Raw genomic sequence first — 24865 nt, 5'->3', positions numbered from 1 at the left:
GTGCCCGCACGACTGGAAGCGACTTACTCAACGGCTTGGACGTCGGATAGCACCTCGGATACTGCACCCGGCCACAGCGAAGCCCGACGATTGCCCAGTACGTTGCCCTCCCTCTGCCGTCACCTCGACACACAGCCCACGGCGAGCGCTTTGCGTCCGCAACCGTATTCGAGCGACCGACGCATGAATATCGTTACGATCACTGCGATCTCAAGCCCACGCTGCGCTGTCTACCGAACCATGCTCCCCTTTGCCGCACTCCACCCGCTACCCGGCGCTGCTCCTGCGGCCGCCCGCGCCTGGGCAGATCGACGAACCGCCGTTTAGCTTCCGAGGGTACCGCGTCGGCGCGCCTCGTGACCCGGCGACCGATGTTCTGTTCGCTGGAGAGCAGATTTTACGAATCATGTTGAGCAAGAATACGACAGCGCATGGGAGCACTCATCCGATCAAGCGACAACAGGCCGCGTGACCCGCTGGTTCTACCGCGGCTGCGCCTGACAGAACCGAATGAACGCTCGGGACCGTGGCCGCTGCTTCTGCTGCTGCGTTAAGAGCTCCTATCAGGTTCGATTGCTGAGCCGTCGCCAGCAGATCAGCGCAGCGGCAAGGTCGAGGAATCCCTGGTGGATGTCGGTGCGCCGTTCCCAACGGATCAAACACCGGTATTGGTGCAGCAAGGACAGTGTTTGCTCGACGATCCAGCGGCCGGCGGTCACCTTGTCGCGGGCTCCTCGACGTGGGATGTAGCCGGTGATCCTCCGTTGTGCATGGCCTCGAACACCCCGACGGCCTGCCAATCTCGTAGCCGCCGCCGGCACGTCATGCACCGGACCCGAATCCCAGCTCCTGGGGCAGGTCCTCCCACCCGATAACGGTGATCAGTACGACAAAATCCTTTGCAGGACAGGACGATCGTTCAACCGTGTCGGTCCCGGTGCTCCCGCAGGCTGGACCGGTTCGATCACTGCCCACCAGCCGGTCGTCCACGATCCAGGGCGCTGCCACGCCCAAAAATTCTGTACTACAACAGGACCCGTCGACACCCGACAGAACCTGCTAGGAGCTCTAAGGCCGTAGTCGGCCTCGCTTGCCCGAAGATCTCAGGCGATGCAGCCCTTGGAATCTCTCTGATCGAAACGTTGTCGCTGCGGCGACGGTGCTGTTAGCGTCTGAATGCCTGTGGGGGAGAAGGATTTACCTGCCTGACAGGGCAAGGGGACTTACAGTGCTTGGAAGGATCACCGTCAGGGTTTCCCGGCGCCCGCTATGCGTGGGGTATTCGCCGAACGCACAGGCCTAGGTCCGATCGAACCAGTTCAACGACGGGAGACATCGATGACTGACGAACTATCCACGACCGAATCACTCGCGGGGTTGCCGCCCGAAGTCTCGGCTTTCCGTGAACATTTCGTTGCAGGCCGCGCCGATTTCGCCGAAGCCAGCATCCGAGATCACGCGAAGGATATCGCATCCCGACTGACAGTATTCGATAATCCATTTATTGCTGGCGTAGTCGACGACTTTTTCCCTCCGGACCTCTACGACCGACTTGTATCCAATTGGCCTGCAACCAAGGATATCCCGTCAGTTGATCTGTCCGCAGTCGCCCGGAACTACAGCGTGAGCGAACGTCGCGGCCTGCGCTTGGACCAAGCCGATGATACCCGCAGCGCCTCGTTCTCAGGGGGTCCCTGGCCCGCCGTGAGAGCGTTCTTCGAATCTCCCACGCTGGTGTCGGGTTTGGTGACACGGTTCGCCGGCGAGATCCAGGATCAAATCGCCACTCTCGACGGTAGATCCGGTGATCCCGAGTACAAACTATGGCTCAACTACGACGCGGGATCGCTAGAGGCGTTGGGCGCTCACGTCGACCATCCCCGCAAACTACTAACAATCGTGGTCTACATTGGACTCGACGGAGCGATCGACAAGTCGAGCCCCCAGAGATGGGGAACCTCGCTATATGACGTTGGAAACGAATCGATCGAAGCTCTGGAATTCAGTCCCAACGCGCAGCGTTCGGCGGCCAGAACGGTCGAGTTCGAACGCAACCGTGCCTTCATAATGCCGAACTCGCGCCGTGCGCTTCACGGCGTCGCCGGCGGTCAGCCTGGAGTCGGGCGCGCGACATTGATGTGCGGGTACTGGTTGGCTTCGTTGCCGCAGCAGTGATCACAGACGTCACTATCTGGTCGCTCAGACTGGACTAACACGTTGAACAAGAGGTGGAATCGTTTGAGTACGCGCATTCTCGGTTTGAATCTGAGTCACGACGCCAGCGCGTGTCTGGTTGTAGACGGTATCCCACGGTCCGCGCTGGCGTTGGAGCGGCGAGTCCGCATCAAACGCGGAACCGTGCCGTTGCACCTGTTCGCCGCAGAAATGTCTCGCCTGGTCCATGATCTACTCGCGATCGACGATCTGTCTGTTAACGATGTGGACTATTGGATCGCGACGTCGACCGAGTCTCGTGACGAACAGGACGAGGCCGGTCTTCTCGATACCCTGGGGCTGATGGTGGCGCCGCAACGTCGACTCACTCTCCCGCATCCCGGGCATCACCTTGCTCACGCCAGCGCGGCGTTCTACTCATCCGGCTTCGATTCGGCCGGCGCACTGGTTATCGACTCCTATGGATCGCGACTCGGGTCCGGGCGTGAGCGGGAAACCGCGTTGACCTTCGCTCTCGACCAACCACCGCAGGTACTGTTCAGAACGCGTAGACAAGGATGGCGGATCGCCGGGCGAGACCGCAACGGATCCCGATGGATTCCTACCGATCTGGCTGGCATCGGCGAGATCTATCGTGTACTCACCCTCGCGTTGGGCTTCGCCGAGTCCGGCACCACCTACGACGACGCGGGTAAGACCATGGGACTCGCTTCGTTCGGACATCGCCTCTCGGCAGAGCCGCTGTTCATCACCACCGACGACTCCGGTGAACTCACCTTCGACCGCGCGAGCGACTCGCTACTGGAACTCGGCCTGGCCGTCCGTTGCGAGGATGGCTTGGAACTCAAACCCCGCCAGCCCGGCGAGCCGCTAACTGATTTCCATCACAACCTCGCAGCCCAAGTTCAGCACGAGTTCGAGGAAGCTTGCCTGAACTTGGCCCGCCGGACGATGAAGCAGTCCGGCAACCGGCGACTGGTCCTGTCTGGTGGAGCCTTCTTGAACTCGGTCACCAACACCAGAATCCGCGAAGAGACCGAGGCTGATGAGATCTTCGTCTTTCCCGCGGCAACCGATGACGGAAACGCCATTGGCGCCGCGCTGTACGCCTACCACGTTCTCACCGCGTCGGATCGCCCGACCGCTGGTATCGGTGAGGCACCACCCACTATTCTCCTGGGCCCACCCCGACTACCGGCCGACATAGAGACGCTGGCCGGCAGTTACGGGCTGAGGGCCCAACGGCATGAACGAGGTGCGGGCGCCCATGCCGCGGCCGCCGCCATCGCACGCGGGGAGATCATCGGATGGTTCCAGTCCCGCTCGGAGTTCGGCCCCCGGGCTCTTGGTGCCAGATCAATCCTGTGCCATCCGGGCATTGCGGGGATGAAGGACCGGCTCAACGCACGCGTCAAACACCGTGAGTCCTTCCGCCCCTTTGCAGCCTCCGTCATGGCCGAGCACGCCGAGGACTGGTTTAGCAGCGTCGGACCGTCCAGCCGATTCATGCTTTTGGTGTGCCCTGTTCACCCAGAGAAACGTGACGCGATCAGCGAAGTCACCCACATCGACGGCACCTGCCGCGTGCAGACCGTCTACGAAACCGACGGCGCCTATCACGAACTGCTGGCCGCATTCGACCGCCTGGTGGGACTACCGTTGGTACTGAACACCTCTTTCAACGTACGTGGCGAACCGATAGTCGAATTCCCCGTTCATGCGATTGACGCCCTCTTCAGCACACGGATCGACAGAGTGTTCATCGGAGATTTCGAGATCTCTGCGCCCGATTACTCAACGCTCATTCCCATCCGAAACGACGACTCCCCCGGCGACCACGTGCAGCCGAACGGCACCTCGGAAACCCAACTGCTCGCCCACATCGACGGCAACCGATCAATGTCCCAGATCTCCACGGCATCGGGGATAGAACTCGACGCAGCGATCGACGCAGCCATGTGGCTACGACGCGGCAGAACGTTGCGCTGGCGTGGACTTCCTCACCTCGCTGATCCAGGTCGACTTCTTCCGGCTCAATACGAACCGCACGAGCTGGGTGCGAGCCGGTGACAGGTCCTCTCCCTGCCGGTACCACGCCGCCGTACCCGATCCATCCAGCGCAGTCGGCACTGATCCACCAGCACGGCCGCGTGGACCGGACCAGCGTCAATTGTGCTTACGCTTATCTACTGCTCGGCGATATGGCACCCGAACAATTGGCAGCGGCCTACGAGCGAGCGCTACAACGATTCGATGCACTGTATCTGACCATGTCGGACGACCAGTGGTTCCTGTCAGAACAACCGCGATTTCGAATCCGCTTGCACCGCAATGCTGATACCGAATCATTCGATCTCAGCACGCTGCCCAGTCGGGCTCAAACCCACGCGGCTACGAGGTTTCGCCTCGACGAAGGACCACTGGCAACAATCGACATCGACATCCTATCCGATGGACGCCTTCTTATTGTCGAAGCATTTGACCACGTGATCGCCGACGGACATTCCCTTCACCTCCTTCACGACAGTCTGTTCGCTGCCGCATCCCCCACCGAGCTTCCCTCCGTCGCAAGTTACGCTCACCTATTGCAATACACGCCCTCGCCGTCTACGCATAAGTTCTGGGCCGATCACTATACCGCCTTTGAAGCCTCGCACACCCCGGTTGTCGACCCCGCCGATATCCAGGCACAGCGAACCATCCGCTTCGAGGCGGAGACGGTATCCAAGATAGCCGCTGCCGCAAGATCCTCGCGTGCCACGCTGAGCGCCGCTGTCCTAGCGGCGCACGCCCACGCAGTCTCACGCTTCCAAGGCACCGGCGATGTCGCAGTGTTCGTCCCCGTCGACACCCGGCGCGGTGAGGACCTATCGGTTTTTGGCCAGACCACGCACTTGCTGCCGATAAGAGTGCAGCACGACTGGCTGACAACGATCAGAGACCATGTACGACTGCTGACACGGACCACACTCGAAGTACGTGATCACTGCCTGATAAATATCAGCGACCTCGACGCTGTCGGCGCCCCGATCTCCGCGCGTGCCGACGATGCATCGGTGTTCGTCTTCCAACACCGCCCGGCTCTGCCGCCAGAACTGCCGGGGCACGAGACACGGCCAGTTCCCCTCCCTCCAAGCAACGGCGCAGGAGGCATCACGACTGTCGTCCATCACCATCTCGACGGCACGATGGCCATCAGCGTCCGGGTGCCACGAGGTAGCCGTCACCAACACCACGTCGACGCCATCACCGACACCATCGCTCGATTTCTTGATCTATTCGTCCACGACGGGGACGCCCAGCTCGGCGGTGACCTATTGCTGCCCAAAATGATTCAGCGCCAACTGGCAGAGCTGTCCAGTGGCGGCGACGACTACCCCCTCAACGACATCGCCGCCGACATTGTCAGCAACCTCGATACCCTGGGCGGGCGACCTGTGGTGTTCGACGGCACAGAGGTGTACTCCGCGCGTCAGCTCTGCGAGGAAATTTACCGAATACGCGCGGAACTGATCGAAGAAGGCATCGGCTCAGGCGACGCAGTCCTATGTTTTCAGAGCGCGCCGTTTCAGCAGATCGCACGGTTCGTGGCGATACAAGCTGTGGGCGCGACCTACGTTCCGATAGCCGACGAACCCCCGGACGGCATTCACAAGCAACTAGCAACCGCCTTTCGCATTTGGGAGAGTCGAGGCGATCAGCCGCTGTTGCACGTAGGTCAGGAGCCGACCTCAGCAGCAAACGGGCCCATATCCCACGCGGCCTACGTCATCTTCACTTCGGGGACCACAGGCCGACCTAAAGGAGTTGCTGTATCCCCGCGAGCGCTGGCTAACCTCGTCCAAGGCGAAGCCGATCGCTTCGATCTCAACGAACGAAGTCGCGTACTGCTGATATCGCCCACCACAGCCGATCCATGGATCTGCCACGTCGCGGGTGCTTTGCATGTGGGTGCTGGCATCGTCTCTGCTGACCCGACCGACCCAGAACTCGCGGAAACCCTCGAGCGGCGACATGTCACACACGCCTTCTTCCCGGCGCAGCTGCTATCGACGTTGCCGCCCCGGCCGTACCCCGATTTGAAGGTCTTGGCCTCAGCGGGCGACCGATGCTCGCTGCAGGATCTCAGGCGCCAACATCGCCCCGGTCGCCGACTTTTCAATATCTACGGTCCTACCGAAGCCACCGTCACCGCCGCCGTCGCCGAGATCAACCTGTCTGCCGACAGCGCGCCGATCGGTCGGCCGATTCGAGGGCTGGAGGCGAGAATAGTCTTCGACCGAACAGTCGCAGCACCACCACAGGTAGCGGGAGAACTGGTGTTGAGCGGCGCAGGCATTGCTCTGGGCTATCTCGATGAAAAGCTCACCGACGAACGTTTCGGCAGAGACCCGGCGACCGACGAGCGAACCTACGCAACAGGTGACCACGCCTGGTTCGGAGCCGATGGCAACCTACACTTCCTCGGACGACAGGATCGACAGGTCAAGATCCGCGGATTCCGCGTCGAACTCGGCCACATCGAACAACTGGCCCGTGAGACCGGACTGTGCGAAGAAGCCAGGGCAGTCCTCTCCGACGATGCCCCGCCCCGGCTTCTGCTGTACGTCGAAGGCTGTCAGGACGCCTCCTGGCTACGCGCTCGGCTGACAGACCAGTACCCCGCACATCTCGTTCCGCATCAGATCATCATCGTCGATCCACTACCACGCCAAGCCTCCGGAAACATCGATGACATTGCGTTGCGTCGAACGAACGCTGGAGCTTCTCACGAATTCTCGGTGACCCTCTCCCAGGAGCCACTGGCACTGGCATGGACGCGCGTCCTCGGAGCTCCTCACGAACGCGCACATTTCTTCGACGATGGTGGCGACTCACTAGACTTGCTGCGATTCGTCCACGAGGCTCGTTCACTCGGCGCGAGCATTTCACCCTCCGACGTTCGCCGCACGCCGCACCTCGCGGCTCTGATCGCCGACCCCGAGCCCATGCAGCCCTCTCGCCCAGCTCGGACAGTCAGTCAGCCGAATCGGGCGCAGTTGGGACCGGTGCACCGGTGGTTCATCGCGCTGCAGCTACCCGAACCCAACCGGTGGAACCAACAACACACCATGTTGTTCGACAGACTTCCCTCGGTCTCTGCTCTTAGATCAGCGATCCAGGCAGTGGTTACCGCGTGTCCGATTCTGACCGCGACAGTGTCGGGCGACGCTTTCATCTTCGGACAGAACAGCGGAGACCAGTGGCGTATGCACATCTGCGAGGATCGCTCCGATGCTGCCATCACGGAATGTCTCGAAACGCTGCACAGCGGGATGAACACCCGAGAAGGGCCATTGTTCGGCGCAGCAGTGATACGAGGCCCCGAGGCCAGCGGAGCTCTGATACTTGCCGGCCATCACTTCGCTGTCGATGACTGGTCATGGCAACTGCTCGCGTCCAGGATTCGCCACGCTCTCGACACGGGAGAGACCCTTCCTGTCGATGACGGCTACCGGCGCTTCGCTACAGCGTTGAGTCGGCGCCTGGCAGAGACGCCGACTGCTCCGTCGGTTGCCGCCCCGTGGGCGCGATTGCTGAGCAGCGGATACACCAGTGACCTACACCGGCGGCCCAAGCAGCTGCTGCGTCACACCGAATACATCGAAACCGCAAATACCCGAAAGAAGCATTCCACCGCGGCAACCGTTTTGGTGGCGCTCGCGCATGGACTCGCCGATCTCGAGCCAGGACAACACTCGGTAATCGACCTGGAGCGGAGCGGTCGGACAGCTTTGCCCGAACTCGATCTCAGCGATGCGGTGGGTTGGTACGGAAGCCATCATCCAGTGCTGATCGCCCATCGCCGTTCCAGTTCGTCCCAGTACCGCGAACTCAGCGACCTGATCGGCTCGGTTCCGCTTACGGGGCTGAGCTACGGCGTCACGCGATGGGTCGAGCATGCTCTAGCCGGCACCGCGATCGGTCGGTTCGCGCTCAACATCAGTGACACCTCAGCCTTCGCTGCACCGCTCACCGACTTCACTCGGCAATTGCGTCGGTGCGCGGTACCCCTGACGGGAACCAACAAAACCCCCTACGAGGCAACATTCACGATTCGCCGTGTTCCTAAGGGATTTCACCTGATAGTGGCACACGATCCCGATCGGATCGAGCCCGATGCCGTACAAACACTGTGCCGTGCGATGGCCATCGAGCTCACACTCCAGAGCAACTGATCAACCTCAAGAATTCAGGGAGCATTCCAATGGGTCGGCCAACCACAAAGTCGATCAATTTCTCAATCTCTGAGTCGCTCGCGCCCTCGCTCGATGTGGGTCGATCTTTCCGAATGGATTGCCCGGTCTCACCGAACGAGTACCTCGACTATCGGTGGCCATGGGCCGGGGACCGTTGTACAAGGAAGATTCGGAGCTGATCGACAGGAAACCACCGAACCGCTACCTGACTGCGCGAACCCAAAGCCAATCCGCCTTGCGATCGAGGAGCCAACAAATGTGTTATCCGCGACTCACTGCCATGCGAAAAGCCGCCCACGAGGTCACTCTTTCCTGGCATCGAATCGACGTCCACCGGTTCATGACCGTCCGATGCCCGGCTGCCGATCACGACCTGGAGGTGCTCGTCGATCCCGACGCTTCCATTGCCAAGACCGGCTCGAACCTCCATCCCGGCTTCGGTATCGGATCGGACCGTGGTATCGCACCGTCACCGGTCCGCGCGCAGCCGCCGGTAGAGCACGAGTTCATGATTGCTCGAGTTCGACCAGCAGCCTCGGCCGCAACACTGTTGTGTACCCGGACCAACCGAACACGGGAATCGTCGCCTTTCGAGATCGTCTCATGAGCGAGAGCCGCGATTTCGCCTATCGGGCGGCCATCGAAACGGAGGTCGGCCTGATACATCGGTCTGCTACGAGGCCCACAGAGGTGATCACCGCTCGAACCATCTGCAAAGAGCCCTTCGACGAAGCTAGATTCACAACCGCAGTGCGAACCGCCGTCACACTCACCCCCCTATCCGACGACTTCGACCTCATTGAGACCGGCCAGCTGCGTCGGAGACGAACGACGAACCCGGCCCTCGATATCAGAGTCGCCGATCAACGAGCGTCGACGCCCGGCCCGAGTGAGAATGAGATCGCCGCCGATGTCTCAGCCGCGACGGCCGAAGCGTTCGACCTCGGTGCCGCACCGCTGACGCGCTTCCTGGTCCACGTCCTGAATTCCGCCGAATTCCAGATCACTGTGATCGTGCATCCGGCGCTGCTCGGGCAGGCAGCCGTCTGTTCGGCAATCTCGCTCCTGATCGACTGCTATATGGCACCTTTCACAACAAGTCTGCCACCAGCGTTCCGTGCTGTGACCCCCGAGCAACCCTCGGAACAGACGATTCGGCGGTGGGTCGACCAATTCGACGGAGCGGATGCCAGTCCGCTTCGATTCTGGAGCGTCTCCCCTGTATCAGCCGATGATCCGCCTGGCACCGAGTTCCGCCGACCACATGTTCTAACCCCATCTGTCAGCGCTGGCCTTCGACGAGTAGCTGCGGACCGCGGAGTCTCTCTGACAGCGGTACTGCTAGCTGTTCATGTCAGAGCCGTCATCGACGTCACCGGACGTCACGACATCGTCGTGGGGGTCGAAGTTCCCGGTGCAGCTGAACCTGCGGCTATGCCCGACAACACAGTCCCGGTTCGGGTACGTCATGGCCGGGGCTCATGGAACGAGTTGGTGAGCCACCTCAGCTCCGAACTGGACCGCGCCCATACGTCGGGAACGCTCTCGATCCAACGCCTGCACCGCGAACTTGGGGTCGACCAACTGCTGACCAGCACCACAGCCCACCGTGCGATATCAGTGGATGATCCGCGTGCTTCCATCCAGATCTCGGCCCCCTTCGACGGGGCTGTACTCGTGGAATGGATCGATGACGCTCGCTCGGGCGAGCTCTCGATGCAGTTCGTCGGCGACGGTCTGGCACCTGGTCAGCTGTGGCAACTGATGCGCCTACATGAAAGCCACGCGATCGACTGCGCCACTGACCCGACTCAAATGGCAACCTCCCAGATGCCCGTTGAACATCGATTTCTGCTGGACTCATGGTCGCGTTCGGAGACTAAGCCGAGGCCGTACGCCACCGTTCATGCCATGATCCGAGCACAAGCTCAGCGGACTCCTGAACGGATCGCAGTACAGGACTCGAAGAAACAGATCACCTACCGAGAACTCGATGCGATCTCCGATCGTATCGCCAGTTCGTTACGTCGAATCGGTGTCCAAAGAGGGTCCATCGTCGCGGTCTGCGGCTGCCGCGACGCCGATCTGGTTCCGATCTACCTCGGCGCCATGAAAGCCGGCGCCGCCTATCTGCCCCTCGATCCGGCACAACCTGCCGACCGTCTTCGGCAAACGCTCTACATCGCCGAAGTCGACGTCCTCATCACCGATCGAGTACGTACACAAGCTCTGTCTGCAGGCCCGTGGAGGATCGTCCCAGCCGAAGAGCTTGTGCGCCCCCACACTCCCCACGACGATCTAGGATGGCCTCCGACAGGTGCCGACGACCTCATGTACGTCATGTACACCTCCGGATCGACAGGCACACCGAAGGGCGTGGAGGTACCCCACCGCGGGGTAGTGAACTACCTGTACTGGTGCATTGAGACATACCTCGATGGCATGGGGCAAGGAGCCCCCGCCTTCTCCTCTGTCGCTTTCGATATGGGCGTCACCAACATGTATGTACCGCTAGTCACAGGTCAGCGAACCTGGGTCATCGAAGACGACGTCGATATATACGATACGGCCTCGCGCTTAGCCGAACTTCCCACGTTCGCCTTCATCAAAATGACCCCGGGCCATCTGGCGGTACTGACTGCTCTGCTCGACGAAACCGCAAGCGCAGCACTCACCCGGACTCTGGTTCTCGGAGGGGATGCGTTTTCCATACAGGCCCTTCGAAGCTGGCGGCGAAAAGATCCGCAGACACCGCTGCTGAACGAGTACGGACCAACCGAAACATCGATCGCCAATAGCGTGCATGTCGTCACCGGCACTGAGAATACCGACATACTCCCGATCGGAGTCCCGATACCGAACACGTCCATGTTCGTGCTCGACCCGGCCCTACGACCGGTGCCCATAGGGGTTCCGGGGGAGCTATATATCGGTGGAGACTGCGTCGTTCGCGGGTACCTCAAACGGCCAGGCCTCACCAGCACCCGATTCGTTGCGGACCCCTTCGCGGACCGACCAGGACAGCGGATGTACCGGACAGGCGACATGTGCAGGTGGCTACCGTCCGGTACAGCCGAGTTCCTCGGACGAACCGACGACCAGATCAAAATCCGGGGATACCGAATCGAACCGAGCGAGGTCGAAGCAGCTTTGACCTCCCACTCGGGAGTATCTGCCGCCGCCGTCACTGTGGTCGGTGAGGATCCCCTCAACCTGGCGCTGGCCGCCTACTTCGTCGCCGACAGCGGCCCGTTACCGACGGGAACCCTCCGCAACTACCTGGCGCAACGGCTTCCCGAATACCTAGTTCCCACGTTCCTCGTGCAGACCTCCTCGATCCCTCTCACCGCCAACGGAAAGGTGGACAAACGGGCATTGCCACCGGCAGCGAAACGTCGCGCCGCGAGGCCGTCGAACCTTCCTGCGGATCGGGTCGCACGACACGTATGGCACTCGATCATCGGCGCGAGCCGGCCAGGCGAAACCGATCCCATCCCCGCTGCTGACCGGCTCGCCTGCGACGTCCGACTGGCTGCCGCACTCGCGCAGAGCACCGGACTCAGCTTCGCTGAATCGCTCCGCATCATTGCGCGGTGCGGAACATTCGGTGAACTTCGCGACGAAGTAGAAAAATGCTTGCCTCCGTTTCCCGCCGAGGTTGACAAGGACAAATCTCCATCTCGTGACCGACACGACAAGAATTAGGAGCAACCAGACCATGAACCTTCCGGCGCTGATCGAAGCCCCCCATCGCAGAACCGACCTCACAGTGTGGTTGACCGCGAACAAGCATCTCGTGGACGAGTTGCTCGCGGGGCCTGGAGCGATCCTGTTACGCGGATTCGATGTAGGAACAACGGCACAATTCCGCTCCGCGGTCGCGGTCGTACTCGGACCGTTAATGGAGTACGTCGAAGGTGCCTCACCACGTGCGCTGGTCGGTCCGAACGTGTACACCTCCACCGAGTACTCACCCGAACTCCTCGTGGCACTGCACAACGAACTGTCATACAGCCACCGCTGGCCCGCGCGTCTGGCTTTCTATTGCCAAACACCCGCGCCGGAGGGCGGTCAAACACCGCTCGCCGACTGCCGCAAGGTCTACTCCCGGATCGTCGACGTCCTTCCCGAAGCCTTTTCTACGGTCGAATATCGTCGCCATCTACGTTCAACGAAAGGACTTGCTCCGACATGGCAAACGGTCTTCGCTACCGAGGACAACCTCGCAGTCGAGCAATACTGCCGAAACGCTGATATCGCGTTCGAATGGACCCGCAAAGGCGGACTTCGAACCCGCCAGATCCGACCGGCCGCTGTGCTCCACCCAACCCTCGGGGAACCGGTCTGGTTCAACCAAGCGCATCAGTGGCATCCCTCCAACGCGGGAGTGGACGCTGAACAGATGCTGCGTGAAGCCTACGGTGACCAGCTACCGATGGATGCTTTTCGTGGCGATGGTTCGCGATTCGCCGCCACCGAACTGGAAACGATACGCACGGCCTATCAGGCAGAGGAATCAATCTTCGACTGGATCCGCGGCGACATCCTCCTCCTCGACAATATGTTGACCGCGCACGGCCGCCGAGCCTTCTCAGGGCCCAGAGAAGTGTATGTAGCCATGGGAGGACCAATCAGTATCAACACCGTCGAAAAGGCGAAAATCAATGCATGAGCCGACTCATGACACAGCGACGCTCTCGTCTCTCATCAAGCTCCGTGCGACCCAGAGCCCCTCAGCGATCGCAGTCGTCACTCCGAATGCGAGCATGACCTACCAGCAACTCGATCAGGCGGCGGACACCCTCGCAGTCCAATTACTGCGCAACGCAGGACACGGCTCCGCAGGAGTGATCGGCATCGTGACCTCACGATCGGTCGAAACGGTCGTGGCTATCCTCGGAGTGCTGCGAGCCGGTCACAGCTACATCCCCCTCGACCCGAGATCCGACCACGGAGAACTCGGATATGAGCGGATTCTCGAGCTTGTGCATCCGAGCCTGTTGATCACCACGAACACAGACACGATTGAATCCGACATTCCGTCGACAGGGGTAGAGATACGTTCGCCCTCACAGGACGCGCCCAGCCTGCACGGACCAGACAGGTCGAGGCCCGACGGCCGTGCATACCTGATGCCTACATCAGGAACCGGCGGTGCTCTGAAACTCGTCGAAATCTCCCACCGCAACATCTACGCCAACCTCACTGCTCTGGCAACCGTATTGGGAGGAATCCGGCCCACAGACCGATACCTCCACTACGCCTCATTCTCATTCTCGTCCTCAGTCCGACAGCTCTTCTTACCACTCGCCGCAGGTGCCACCGTGGTACTGGCCACCGATGCACAGCGCCTAGATCCCCAACAGATCATCACGTTGATGGGCAGGCAAAAAATCTCGATCACCGATCTGATTCCATCCTTCCTCGACGTTCTCGTCGACGCCATCGAGCACGCCGGCGACCGCATCGCTATACACGCGCCGCGCATGGTTCTGTTGGCCAGCGAACCGGTGCCGCCCGTGCTCATCCCACGAATTCGTCGCGCATGGAAACAGCGCCCTCCGCGCATCTTCAACATGTACGGGCAGACCGAGACCGCAGGCATCCAAACCGTGCACGAGGTGAAAGAAATCCCAGGCCACCCTGAATATCTCGGGATCGGAAAGCCTCTGCCGGGCACATCGATCGACATCGTCAGCGATACGCTCGAACCACTGCCCGAGGGTGAAGTCGGAGAGATGCTCATCCACGGCCCGGGGCTGAGTTTGGGCTATTACAACGATCCGACCCGAACCTCTGAGAAGTTCATCCGGGCATCGGACGACCTCCGGTCCCGCGCATACCGCACGGGCGACCTCGCCTGCCGGGACGCCCACGGAGGTTTCAAGTTCATCGGCCGCACTGACCGCGTCATCAAAATCAGCGGACACAAAGTCGATCTCAACCATTACGAAGCGACCATGCTTGCCCATCCCTCCGTTTCTGAGGTCATGGCGGTTCCGCACAGCACCGACGGAATCCGAGTGTATGTCCAGTTGAGAAGAGGGTTCATCGACGATCGCGTCGGGCAACTATTGAGACCACTTCCGAACGGCCTACAGGTCCTGGATTTGAATCCTCCGGAAACAGATTTCCTGTATGAAGAAATATTCCAACGAAATGTCTATATGAGGCACGGAATAACTATACCTAAGAACGCTGTTGTGATCGATGCGGGAGCCAATATCGGCCTGTTCTCCCTCTCTATCGCCACGAAATACGTCGATGCTACCGTCTACGCCTTCGAACCAGCCCCACAAGCCGCCTCGGTATTGCGCACAAATGTGCGAGCCAACTCCAGTGTCAACATCACCGTCTACGAGCAAGGCTTGAGCGACAAATCCCGCAACGCGACGCTCACTTACTACCCTCACAACACCGGCATGTCCTCGATATACGGCAGCGATGACGAAGAACGAGCGGTTCTGCAGTCTGTCGTCTCCCATCAACTCGACGGAGATCTCTCGCCCGAGGGCGTCGAACTGAATTCCCATGCGGCGGAAATAGTTGAAGCCAAACTAGCAAAAAGACTTGTCAATTGCCGCCTCATTCGCCTGTCTGATTTCCTCATAGAGCATCCAGGAATACGCATAGATCTGCTGAAAATAGACGTACAGAAATCCGAACTTGACCTACTCAATGGAATCGATGAGGACCATTGGAACAGAATTGACCAGATCGTGGCAGAAGTGCACGACCTCGACAACCGTCGAGAGCGAATAACTTCCGAGTTGACCCGTCGCGGGTTCGAGGTGAGCACCTCGCAGGACGCCATGCTGACCGGAACAGTCATGTACTTCCTCCATGCCCGTCGACCCGGGCATGTGACCTCAATTCAGCCGGACCTGTCCCACCAGCCGAAGCCCGCGATCCCGGTGAGTGCTAACGAACTCACCGCCCATCTCGCCGTCGGATTATCAGAGAAACCATCCTCACTCACGGTCGAGATCCTGCCCGAGTTCCCCCGCACGCGCAGCGGGAAAATCGATCGCAGCGCCGTCGTAGCCGCCGATCGGCTGAGTCTCGATCCCACCCCATTGCCCATTGACGATCCACTCGTCAGCGATATTTCCAAGGTCTGGTCGCAGGTGCTGGGTAAACCTGTCCACCCGCATACCAACTTCTTCGATGTCGGCGGAAACTCGCTTAAAGCAGCGCGTGTGATCACCAGAATTAAGGAAAGTCACTGCCGCGATGTCACCATTATAGATCTTTTCGACGAGCCACACCTGGACAAATTCGCCGAGGCGGTCCGAAGGATACTCGGAAGTCGAGGGTCCTCCGGGGCCGAAGCCGTGAGGGAGGAACTATGACAGAACCTGCGACTCCTTCCGAGCGCCTTCTGGTACGAGCGCTGTCCGCGGGTCAGGAAGCAATAGACCTCCAACAGCAAGCCTCCGGAAGCAACCCTATCTTCAACGTGCCCGCCGCACTGCGGCTCACCGGCTCCCTGGATGTCCAAGCACTTAACGACAGCTTCACCGCAATCGTCGCCCGGCACGACGTTCTGCGGACAACTTTCGACCAAGACAGCCCAACCACCCGCCAGGTAGTCATGCCTGCGGGCCGGTTCGACCTTCCCCTCCACGATCTCAGCCAACAGCTGGCACACGAGGCCGAGGCAACAGCTCGCCACCTGGTGGACCTCCAAGCTGCGCGTCCATTCGAGTTGCGCACCGAACCCGGGTTGCGTGCCATCCTCATCCGGCTCGACGACGAGCAGCATGTACTGTGCTGGGTCATGCATCACATTGTTTGTGATGGTTGGTCCAAAAGTATTTTCGCCCAAGAACTCTCAAGTTATTACGCCGAATATCACAAGGGGGGTATGACTATCACTGCCCCGCAGGCGACCTACGGCGACTTCGTCGCCTTTCAGCAGCGCATTTCACCGAAGGACCAGGCCAGGCACGTCGACCACTGGATCCAACGGCTCCGTCTCGCGGATCGATTGACGGGCATCCTTACCGATCACCCACGCAGACCCTCGCCTGTCATTCGGGCAGAGGTATACGACATCGAGATCTCGACTCTCATGAGCGAGGCCATCTCGAACCTCGCGCACGCCCATAAAGCTACTCCGTTCATTGTGCTGTACGCATGCCTCGTCGCAATGCTCCACCGCGTCAGTGGAGAGAACACTGTCATAGTGAACACACCCTACTCAGATCGCCCTACCATCGAGTTCGAATCAGTGATCGGATTCTTCGTTGATATCCTGCCCATTTGCACGCAGGTCGACAACGACATGACCTTCGAGCACCTACTCCGACAAGTCCGTCACTCCCTGCTCACTGCCTACGAACACCACCGGGCGCCTATGAAATCCGTGCTGGAACAAGTATGGCATGATACCTCACTGTCTCACGAAGCCCTCCATCAGCTTTCATTCTCCTTTCTGAATCTACCTTATCGAGAAATCGAGTTCGCAGGAATATGCGTCGAGAAGTATCCAGTGCGCCGAGTCGATATCCGTTACGAAATAGAACTGACATTGTGGGATGACGACACAACCGGCGGAATCGGAGGACGAATAATATATCGACCGGATCTATTCGAGGCCGATACGATACGCCGCCTGCTCGATGGCTACCTCGCCGTCATCGAGACAACTGTTCATGACCCCTCGGTGCCGATCTCGAACCTGCCGGCGCCCGAGCGCTCTCTACAGCCCGGCAGCGACGGGTGGAGCTGGGATTTAATCGATACGGACCATGCTCGGATGGTGATCGATCCCAGGACACCGACCGAATCCTTCGTCAAAGAGATCTTTTCCGATTTACTGCACTTCGACACGATCAGCATCGATGACAACTTTTTAGAAATCGGCGGGAATTCGTTTCTGATAAGTCTCATGGCAACCAGAATTCGAGACATGCTCTCGGCGGACATATCGGTACGGAAAATTCTCCACGCACCGACCATTGAGGCTATATCAGCAGCCATCGACCGCGAAAAATCCTGATTCCCAGGCCTCGGACATCTCGACGACCGAGTATCCTTGCCGCAAATGTGCCCGAAGGATCTGCCGGGGCTGCAGAAAGAAAGTTGCGTTCCAGCAGAAACTTGGGGTCATCACCCTTCGCATACTTGAGCATCGACTTCGAAGCGCCTCTCATGGAAATAATCGGATCGAAATATCACCCATAAGGATTTTCTCTACTATGGCAAGATTCAACGATCTCACAGATACACTAGGGGAAACTCCTCTCGTAGGTTTGCCTCGAATTTCACCTCGATGGAATGGCATATCACCAGTTCGCCTGTGGGCGAAACTTGAGTACTGTAACCCGACTGGCTCTGTGAAAGACAGGCCCGCTAAGTACATGGTGGACCGCGCCGAACGGGACGGCACGCTCGGGCCGGGTTCCACTATAGTTGAAGCGACTAGCGGAAACACTGGCATAGCGCTTGCGATGCTCGCCGCGTTGCGCGGTTATCGGATGATCTGTGTCATGCCCGAGAATTCTTCCATAGAAAGGCGGAAGCTGTTGGAGCTGTACGGCGCTTCCGTGGTGTTCTCGCCCGCTGACGGCGGAACGCAACAATCAATCGCCCTGGCCAAATCCATCGCCGACTCCACACCCAACCATGTGATGCTGTATCAATACGGAAATGGTTTCAACTCAGCATCCCACTATGAAGGAACCGGAAGGGAAATATTGCAGGATCTTCCGGAGGTTACCCATTTCGTGGCGGGACTCGGAAGTTCTGGAACACTGGTCGGAGCCGGGAGCTACCTCCGGAAAAACGTGCCCGACATAGAGATAATTTCCGTGGAACCGCCGCCAGGAGAAACGCTGTGCGGGCTACGGAACATCGATGATGGATTCGTGCCAGAATTGTTCGACGGAGACATCCCTACAACCAGAAAAATTGTTGGCTCCGCGCGCTCCCGCCAAGTAGCGAGAGAGTTGGCTCGTCGCGAAGGTATCTTCGGCGGAACGTCCACTGGCGCTGTCCTGTCCGCATCACTAGAGATAGCGTCGGAGGCATCCGCAGCAGGGGACCGCGCCGACATCGTCTTCATCGTCGCCGATGGTGGATGGAAGTACTTGTCACAGGATGTGACACCGGTAGCGGAGGTGGCTGAAGTCGCGAAAGCTCAGCTGTTGCAGTCCGAATACAGTCTCACAAGACCCGACAGACTGCCCGAACGAGCTGTTGCCGAAAGCGCTGCTGGCACCTCGGAGGAGGTGGAAAAAGTCGCCCGTCGATGACCTCGGAACGGCCGCACTAGGTTCCGCACCATTGACAAGATCCGATGTCCGGCCGACTTCGAGTCGCTCGCGCAGGCGATCGGCACCAGCGCGCTCGCCGTCGGCAGGCACGGGTACTCGACAAGGTCGCCCACTTCCAGAGGAAGTATGGCAGCTACCGCAGGAAACGGCTCTCCATCGATTATCAGGGCGGCGGCATCGACCAGATGGTTGGGCAGATCGATCTGCTCGGTTCCCACGTCCTCCCGCGCCTGCGCAAGACCTACTCCCGCGGCAGCACACCAACCGAAAGTCCGGCCCATGAGCACACAGAATCTCCCCGACCAGGCCGCCCACGAACAGCTGCGGCTGCTGGGCTCCGATCCGGCGAACTGGGTCACGCCGAATCCGGCCGTCGATCACAACGTCGTGGTTGTCGGCGGCGGCCAGACCGGCGTCACCATCGCCTTCGCGTTGCGCCGTGCGGGCATCGGCAACGTCAGCGTGATTGACGCCGCCGAAGACGAATCCAGGGCGGGCGTCTGGCTCACCAGTGCCCGGATGCGAACCCTGCGCACTCCCAAGAACCGCTCCGGACCCGAACTCGGTATTCCTGCGCTCGGCTTCCAGGCGTGGTATGAAGCCCTGCACGGCCCGGAGGCATTCGCCGCGATCGGCCGTATCGCTCGCACCGACTGGGCCCAATACCTGGGCTGGTACCGACGTCAGGTCGGTATCGAGGTCCGCTACGGGACCGGACTCATCGACATCGACCGCGCCGATGGCAATTTCGCGTTGACGCTGCTCGTCGGCGGGTGCGAGCGGGTGGAGACCGCCCGCAAGGTCGTCTTCGCGAACGGCATCGAGGGCAGCGGCGGTCCCAACATTCCCGCGATCTTCCGCGACCTGCCTCGCCGGTTGTGGGCCCACACCGGTGACGCCATCAACTTCGACGCGTTACGAGGACGCCGGATCGGCGTCCTCGGCGCGGCCACCTCGGCGCTCGACGGCGCCGCGGTGGCACTGGAATCCGGGGCTTGCGAGGTACACGTCTTCTCCTATCGCTCCGATCTGGTGATCCAGCCCACCCGCGAACATCCGCAGAATCCGGGTTTGCTTGAGAACTTCCACCTGCAAGCGGACGACGTGCGCTGGAAGACCCGCTGGGCCGCCTCGAGCAAGGGCTCCTCCAGCCCGTGGGACACCGTCGGCAGGGTCACCAAATGCGAGAACTTCGCCCTTCATCTGACGCCCCCTGGCAGGAACTGCGGGCCGAGGGCGACACGGTGACGGTCACCGCGGGCGACGGCACGCACACCTTCGAATTCGTTATCGAGGGAACCGGATACCAGTACGAACCGAGCAGTCGACGGGAATTCCGCACGATCGCCGACCGGATCGCGCTGTGGCGTGATGTCTACGAACCGCCAGCCGACCTGCGCTCGGAATCGATGGGCCGCTTTCCCTACCTGGGCCCCGGCTACCAGTTGACTGCTCGCGATGGCGAGAACGCGCCGTGGATCGGCGATATCCACCTGTTCAACGCTGGCGCCTTGCAGAGCTTCGGCCGCCCCATCGGCGACATCCCTAGCCTGCGCACCGGCGTCCCCCGACTGGTGACGGCGATCGCGAGCGATCTGTACTTCGCAGACCAGGCGACATCGCGCCCCGCGGTCTCATCCGCGCAATCCGAATCGTTCCGAGACCGCTACGCTCACCACCATCTGGCGACCGCTCAACCTCACCGAAGCCCCCCGCGAGCTGACACCCGAATCCGATCGATGAACTGCCATGTCCAATGACAATCGCTAACCCCGCCGGGCCTTGGCCCCAAGTGATGGACACGCTGATCCTGGTCTCAGACCAGGGAAAGCGAGAAGATCTCCCGATGTCTAAGAACGACACCGACGAGGGCATTGACCCCGGATTGGGGATAATCCAGAATCCCAGCAGCGTCGCGTTTTACAGGGCAAGACGACCGATCTTTGCAGGTGAACGGCATGTTTTTGACGGATTTCGACAGTGCTGACGTCGCTCTATATCCGGTTGGTTCGCACCGCGTCAGCCGCAGCTACTCCGGAGCGTCGGGGTGATCCTCTGCGTTCAGATGGTCAAGGTACGGGGTTGGACGATTTGACACCGTATCGATCCACTCGGTCAATATCGTCCCACCTTCACCCACAGTTGTTGCATCGATCTGCTCGTGAAATGCGAAAAAGGCAAGCACGCCCTGGGCCACAGGATCGTCTCTGTCGCACACTCGGCACAGTGGCACCGTCCGTGTGCCAGAGACCAACTCGCCATCGGCCCGGTGAAAGCCATGCGGAACTCGAATGGCTAGAATTAGCGAGTCGCCACATCGATGGCATGGCAGGTCGTCTACAACGACTTCAACATCGATCATACCTGCACCATGATTCCAGGCATAGCCTTCAGTTCACCCGCAAGCCCGGATCCCAACGATACTGAGTGCTCAGGCAACACCAGTTTGCGTTCCGGAGAGTGAGGGCCGTGAAGAATGACGTGTACCGGTACTTTTCCGCGATGAGCCGACAGCGTACGACGCAATTCATCCACCATCTCTTTATTGATGTTCCGGTACTCGATGCGCAACACCATAGGCGGTTCACCACCATTGGCGTAGTCACCGACTTCCAAGGGAATGACGCCGGCACCGAACACGGATACCCTGTCGTCGCGCTTATTGATCTTTCCCTGGATCGCAACGACAGTATCGGGAATGAGGTCATTGGAGAACAATGCATAAGACTGGGCGAAGAACAGGACCTCGATAGATGCATCGAGGTCTTCCATAGTGACGATCGCCCAAGGAACGCCGGACTTGTTCACACGGCGATCAACCGAAACAATCATGCCAGCGATCGCGACTTCACCCTGAGGCACTTCATCAATGATGGCAGCAATCGGTTTTGGTGCATGCTTGCGCAAGATCCGTTCAGCACCGTCAAGCGGATGCGCCGACACGTAAAGGCCGAGCATCTCACGTTCAAACGCCAAAAGCTGCTGCCGCGGCCACTCGTCGTTTGTGATCTGAAGATGCGCTAGCGGCGAGGCACCCGCGTCGCCGCCTCCATCGTCGTCTCCCCCGAACAAATCATACTGGCCCATCGCTTGCTGCTTTTTCAGGCTCGTCACAGCATCGACGGCTCGCTCATGAACAGCGGCCAGTGATTGGCGGGCGTGTCCGAGCCCATCGAACGCACCCGCTTTGATCAATGACTCGATAGTCCTCTTATTGCAGGCGACAATCTCCACTTTCTCTAAGAAGTCGCTGAACGAGGCGAAGCTACCTTTCTCCCGCCTAGTGCCGACGATGGATTCCACTACGTTCGAGCCGACATTCCGCACCGCTCCCAAACCGAATCTGATGTCGCTTCCTACTGCCGCGAAGCGCAGCCCCGAAACATTCACATCCGGCGGTAGCACCTTGATACCCAGCCTGCGGCACTCTGCGAGATAGACCGCCGCCTTGTCCTTGGTATCGCCTACCGACGTCAACTGTGCGGCCATGAACTCAGCCGGATAATTGGCCTTCAAATACGCAGTCCAGTAAGACACCAAACCATAACCAGCAGTGTGAGACTTGTTGAACGCGTAGCCAGCGAACGGGAGCATGACGTCCCACACCGTCTGCGTCGACTCGGGCGAGAACCCGTTGCCCATCATCCCGGACCGGAACGACTCCCACTCCTTCTCGATGATCTCCTTCTTCTTCTTGCCCATCGCACGACGTAGCAGGTCAGCGCCGCCGAGGCTGTAACCGGCCAATCGTTGCGCGATGGCCATCACTTGCTCTTGGTAAACCAGCAGATGATAGGTCTCGCCGAGGATCGGTTCCAGTGCATCCTTGAGTTCGGGGTGCATCGGGACGATTTCCTGCCGACCGTTCGAGCGCTCGGCGTAGTCGATGTGCGCATTCGCTGCCATTGGGCCGGGACGGTACAACGCCAACACCGCAGCGATATCTCCGAATTTCTTCGGCTGCATTCGACGCAGCAAGTCGCGCATCGCTCCGCCGTCGAGCTGAAACACCCCCAGAGTGTCTCCCCTCGAGAGCAGTTCGTAGGTGGCCTTGTCATCCAGGGGGATCGAGTAGACGTCGATATCGATGCCGTGGTTGTCCTGCACCGCCTTGATCGCGTCATCGATCACGGTCAGGGTGCGCAAACCCAGGAAGTCCATCTTCAACAGGCCGATGTCTTCGCACGACGGGTAGTCCCAGCCGGTGATCACCGAGCCGTCATCACGCTTCCATAGCGGGATGACGTTGAGAAGTGGCTCTGAGGAGAGGATGACCGCGCAGGCGTGCACGCCCGCGTTGCGGGTCAGGCCCTCCAGCCCGCGTGCGGTATCGACCAGTTTGGCGACTTCAGGGTCAGACTGCACGAGCGCCCGAAATTCCGAGGCCTCCGCGTAGCGCTCGTGTTTAGGATCGAAGATCCCCGCAAGCGGGATGTCCTGCGCAGCAACGGGAGGTGGAAGGGTTTTCACGACCCGTTCGGCAATGGCAAAGCCGGGCTGCCCGTACAACACCCGCGCAGCATCCTTGATCGCGGCCTTGGTCTTGATGGTGCCGAACGTGATGACCTGGGCGACGTTCTCAGACCCCCACTTGTTGACTGTATATTCAAGAACTTCGTTGCGCCGACGCTCGTCGAAGTCCAGATCGATATCAGGCATGCTGACTCGCTCTGGATTCAGAAAACGTTCGAAAAGCAGCGAATGCTCGATCGGATCGAGGTCGGTGATCTGCAGGATGTAGGCAACGAGCGATCCGGTGGCCGAGCCACGGCCCGGACCGATCGCGATCTTCTGTGCCTTGGTCCACCGGACCAGATCGCCAACGACGAGGAAGTACGCGGGAAAGCCAGTGTTCGAGATGACCTTCAGCTCGATCTCGATGCGGTCCTTGTACTCCTGCGTCAGGCCCTGCGGAAACCTCGATGGAGTGAACTGCTCGACCTCTCGGCGAAGGAGCAGATCCTCGGTTTCGCCTTCCTGGAGCGGGAACCGAGGCATACGATCGACGTTGGCGAATACTTCGTCGTATGGCTCGACTCTCTCGGCGATCAGCAGGGTGCTGTCCGCAGCACCAGGAACTTCCTTGTCCCAGTACTCACGCATTTCGGCCGCGGACTTCAGGTAGTAACCATCTCCGTCGAACTTGAAACGTGTCGGATCGTCCATGGTCTTGCCTGCTTGCACGCACAACAATGCAGAATGGGCGCCCGACTGATCTTTGGTGACATAGTGGCTGTCATTGGTCGCAACTGGTCTCAGCCCGAGCTTGTTGCCGATCTCGAGCAGACCTTCCCGGACCGAACGCTCGATGCGTAGCCCGTGGTCCATCAGTTCGAGAAAGTAATTCTCCGGTCCGAAGATGTCTTGATAGTCAGCGGCTGCCTGTAACGCCTCATCGAATTGTCCAAGTCGCAACCTTGTCTGAACCTCACCGGAAGGACACCCAGTGGTAGCAATGATTCCAGAGGCGTGCTCCGCCAACAGATCCCGGTCCATGCGGGGCTTGCGGTAGTACCCGTCGTAGGACGCCAAGGTGGAGAGCTTGAACAGGTTACGCAGCCCAGCCGCGTTTGCCGCCACCATCGTCATGTGCGTGTAGGCGCCACTACCCGAGACATCGCCACCCTCGCCGTACTCGTTGGTGCCGCGCTGGCTGCTCTGCCCCCAGAATACCGGCTTCTTGTGGAAGCGGCTTTCCGGGGCCACATACGCCTCGATGCCGATGATCGGCTTCACCGAACTGTTCTTCGAGACACGGAAAAATTCGGCCGAGCCGTACATATTGCCGTGATCGGTCATCGCGACCGCAGGCATCTCGAGACGCTCGGCTTCGCTGAACAGCTTCTTGATCTTGGCGGCGCCGTCGAGCATCGAATACTCGGTATGGACATGCAGATGAACAAACGACGAACTGGTCAACGGTCGCACTCACTTCCTCTCGGGCCGGATACAGGCTACCGGCCCAGCTCAACGACGCCCGGTTGGCCGCCCTTGTGAACCGGAGTCTTCTGCCAGAGTAGGCAGCGACCCCGACATGTTCGCAGCGTTCGCACTGGCTTCGGTGGCTGTCGCACCGCGGGGTGAGTCGCTGCCCACGATGGCCGGAGCAGACAGACCCTCTGACGCCCGCAGGAGTGGGGGCGCTTCGGCATCGGCACGATCTAGGCCACC

13 protein-coding genes and 1 pseudogene are annotated in these 24865 nt (G+C 60.0%); 11 read left to right on the top strand and 3 right to left on the bottom strand.

Translation table 11 applies throughout. The annotated features are described in order from the left end of the window. Positions 1–563: 563 nt before the first annotated feature. Positions 564–719 (bottom strand): hypothetical protein, encoded by a 156-nt coding sequence (locus ACFTS5_RS11025; RefSeq protein ID WP_378629805.1) that lies wholly within the window; start codon positions 717–719, stop codon positions 564–566. Between the two features lie 619 nt (positions 720–1338). On the opposite strand from ACFTS5_RS11025, the gene ACFTS5_RS11020 reads away from it, so the two are divergent. The 11 genes and pseudogenes from ACFTS5_RS11020 to ACFTS5_RS10970 all read left to right on the top strand — a co-directional run bounded on the left by ACFTS5_RS11020 (position 1339) and on the right by ACFTS5_RS10970 (position 20454). Then, entirely contained in the window at positions 1339–2175 is an 837-nt protein-coding gene (locus ACFTS5_RS11020) for a hypothetical protein (RefSeq protein ID WP_378629804.1), read from the top strand. Positions 2176–2238: 63 nt separating this feature from the next. Further along, positions 2239–4245: a carbamoyltransferase C-terminal domain-containing protein gene (locus ACFTS5_RS11015; RefSeq protein WP_378629802.1), complete on the top strand. Its 2007-nt coding sequence runs from the start codon at positions 2239–2241 to the stop codon at positions 4243–4245. Beyond that, a complete protein-coding gene (locus ACFTS5_RS11010) occupies positions 4242–8393 on the top strand; it encodes an AMP-binding protein (protein WP_378629800.1) in 4152 nt (1383 codons plus the stop codon). Before ACFTS5_RS11015 ends, ACFTS5_RS11010 begins: the two co-directional genes overlap by 4 nt. Positions 8394–8694: 301 nt before the next feature. Then, on the top strand, positions 8695–9021 hold the full coding sequence (locus tag ACFTS5_RS11005) for a hypothetical protein (protein WP_378629799.1): 327 nt from the start codon (positions 8695–8697) through the stop codon (positions 9019–9021). Then, the gene (locus tag ACFTS5_RS11000) at positions 9018–12119 is read left to right on the top strand and encodes an amino acid adenylation domain-containing protein (protein WP_378629797.1); all 3102 of its coding nucleotides are present in this window, start codon (positions 9018–9020) and stop codon (positions 12117–12119) included. Before ACFTS5_RS11005 ends, ACFTS5_RS11000 begins: the two co-directional genes overlap by 4 nt. Before the next feature lie 13 nt (positions 12120–12132). Further along, positions 12133–13086 (top strand): TauD/TfdA family dioxygenase, encoded by a 954-nt coding sequence (locus tag ACFTS5_RS10995; protein ID WP_378629794.1) that lies wholly within the window; start codon positions 12133–12135, stop codon positions 13084–13086. Next, positions 13079–15766 (top strand): FkbM family methyltransferase, encoded by a 2688-nt coding sequence (locus ACFTS5_RS10990; protein ID WP_378629792.1) that lies wholly within the window; start codon positions 13079–13081, stop codon positions 15764–15766. The genes ACFTS5_RS10995 and ACFTS5_RS10990 overlap by 8 nt, the downstream gene beginning before the upstream one ends. Further along, entirely contained in the window at positions 15763–17418 is a 1656-nt protein-coding gene (locus tag ACFTS5_RS10985; protein WP_378629790.1) for a condensation domain-containing protein, read from the top strand. The genes ACFTS5_RS10990 and ACFTS5_RS10985 overlap by 4 nt, the downstream gene beginning before the upstream one ends. A gap of 199 nt (positions 17419–17617) precedes the next feature. Then, a pseudogene (locus ACFTS5_RS10980) lies at positions 17618–18514 on the top strand (PLP-dependent cysteine synthase family protein); the annotation flags it as partial. Positions 18515–18973: 459 nt separating this feature from the next. After that, positions 18974–19942: an FAD-dependent oxidoreductase gene (locus tag ACFTS5_RS10975; RefSeq protein ID WP_378629788.1), complete on the top strand. Its 969-nt coding sequence runs from the start codon at positions 18974–18976 to the stop codon at positions 19940–19942. Next, a complete protein-coding gene (locus ACFTS5_RS10970; RefSeq protein ID WP_378629786.1) occupies positions 19939–20454 on the top strand; it encodes a hypothetical protein in 516 nt (171 codons plus the stop codon). The genes ACFTS5_RS10975 and ACFTS5_RS10970 overlap by 4 nt, the downstream gene beginning before the upstream one ends. A 269-nt stretch (positions 20455–20723) precedes the next feature. On the opposite strand, the gene ACFTS5_RS10965 is transcribed toward ACFTS5_RS10970, so the two are convergent. Then, entirely contained in the window at positions 20724–21056 is a 333-nt protein-coding gene (locus ACFTS5_RS10965; RefSeq protein ID WP_378629784.1) for a DUF6300 family protein, read from the bottom strand. Continuing rightward, positions 21053–24613 (bottom strand): DNA polymerase III subunit alpha, encoded by a 3561-nt coding sequence (dnaE, locus tag ACFTS5_RS10960; RefSeq protein ID WP_378629782.1) that lies wholly within the window; start codon positions 24611–24613, stop codon positions 21053–21055. Before dnaE ends, ACFTS5_RS10965 begins: the two co-directional genes overlap by 4 nt. Positions 24614–24865: the final 252 nt, after the last annotated feature.

The sequence above is a fragment of the Nocardia sp. NPDC056952 genome (assembly GCF_042674185.1).
GTDB lineage: Bacteria > Actinomycetota > Actinomycetes > Mycobacteriales > Mycobacteriaceae > Nocardia.
The sequence above is the reverse complement of the archived record's forward strand: the minus strand, read 5'-3'. Positions and strand labels throughout refer to the sequence as shown.

Excerpts from the sequence above, each read along its gene's own strand:
- ACFTS5_RS11020 (WP_378629804.1), top strand. The coding sequence starts at position 1,339 with ATGACTGACGAACTATCCACGACCGAATCACTCGCGGGGTTGCCGCCC.
- ACFTS5_RS11005 (WP_378629799.1), top strand. The coding sequence starts at position 8,695 with ATGCGAAAAGCCGCCCACGAGGTCACTCTTTCCTGGCATCGAATCGAC.
- ACFTS5_RS11000 (WP_378629797.1), top strand. The coding sequence starts at position 9,018 with ATGAGCGAGAGCCGCGATTTCGCCTATCGGGCGGCCATCGAAACGGAG.
- ACFTS5_RS10995 (WP_378629794.1), top strand. The coding sequence starts at position 12,133 with ATGAACCTTCCGGCGCTGATCGAAGCCCCCCATCGCAGAACCGACCTC.
- ACFTS5_RS10990 (WP_378629792.1), top strand. The coding sequence starts at position 13,079 with ATGCATGAGCCGACTCATGACACAGCGACGCTCTCGTCTCTCATCAAG.
- ACFTS5_RS10985 (WP_378629790.1), top strand. The coding sequence starts at position 15,763 with ATGACAGAACCTGCGACTCCTTCCGAGCGCCTTCTGGTACGAGCGCTG.
- ACFTS5_RS10975 (WP_378629788.1), top strand. The coding sequence starts at position 18,974 with ATGAGCACACAGAATCTCCCCGACCAGGCCGCCCACGAACAGCTGCGG.
- ACFTS5_RS10965 (WP_378629784.1), bottom strand. The coding sequence starts at position 21,056 with ATGATCGATGTTGAAGTCGTTGTAGACGACCTGCCATGCCATCGATGT.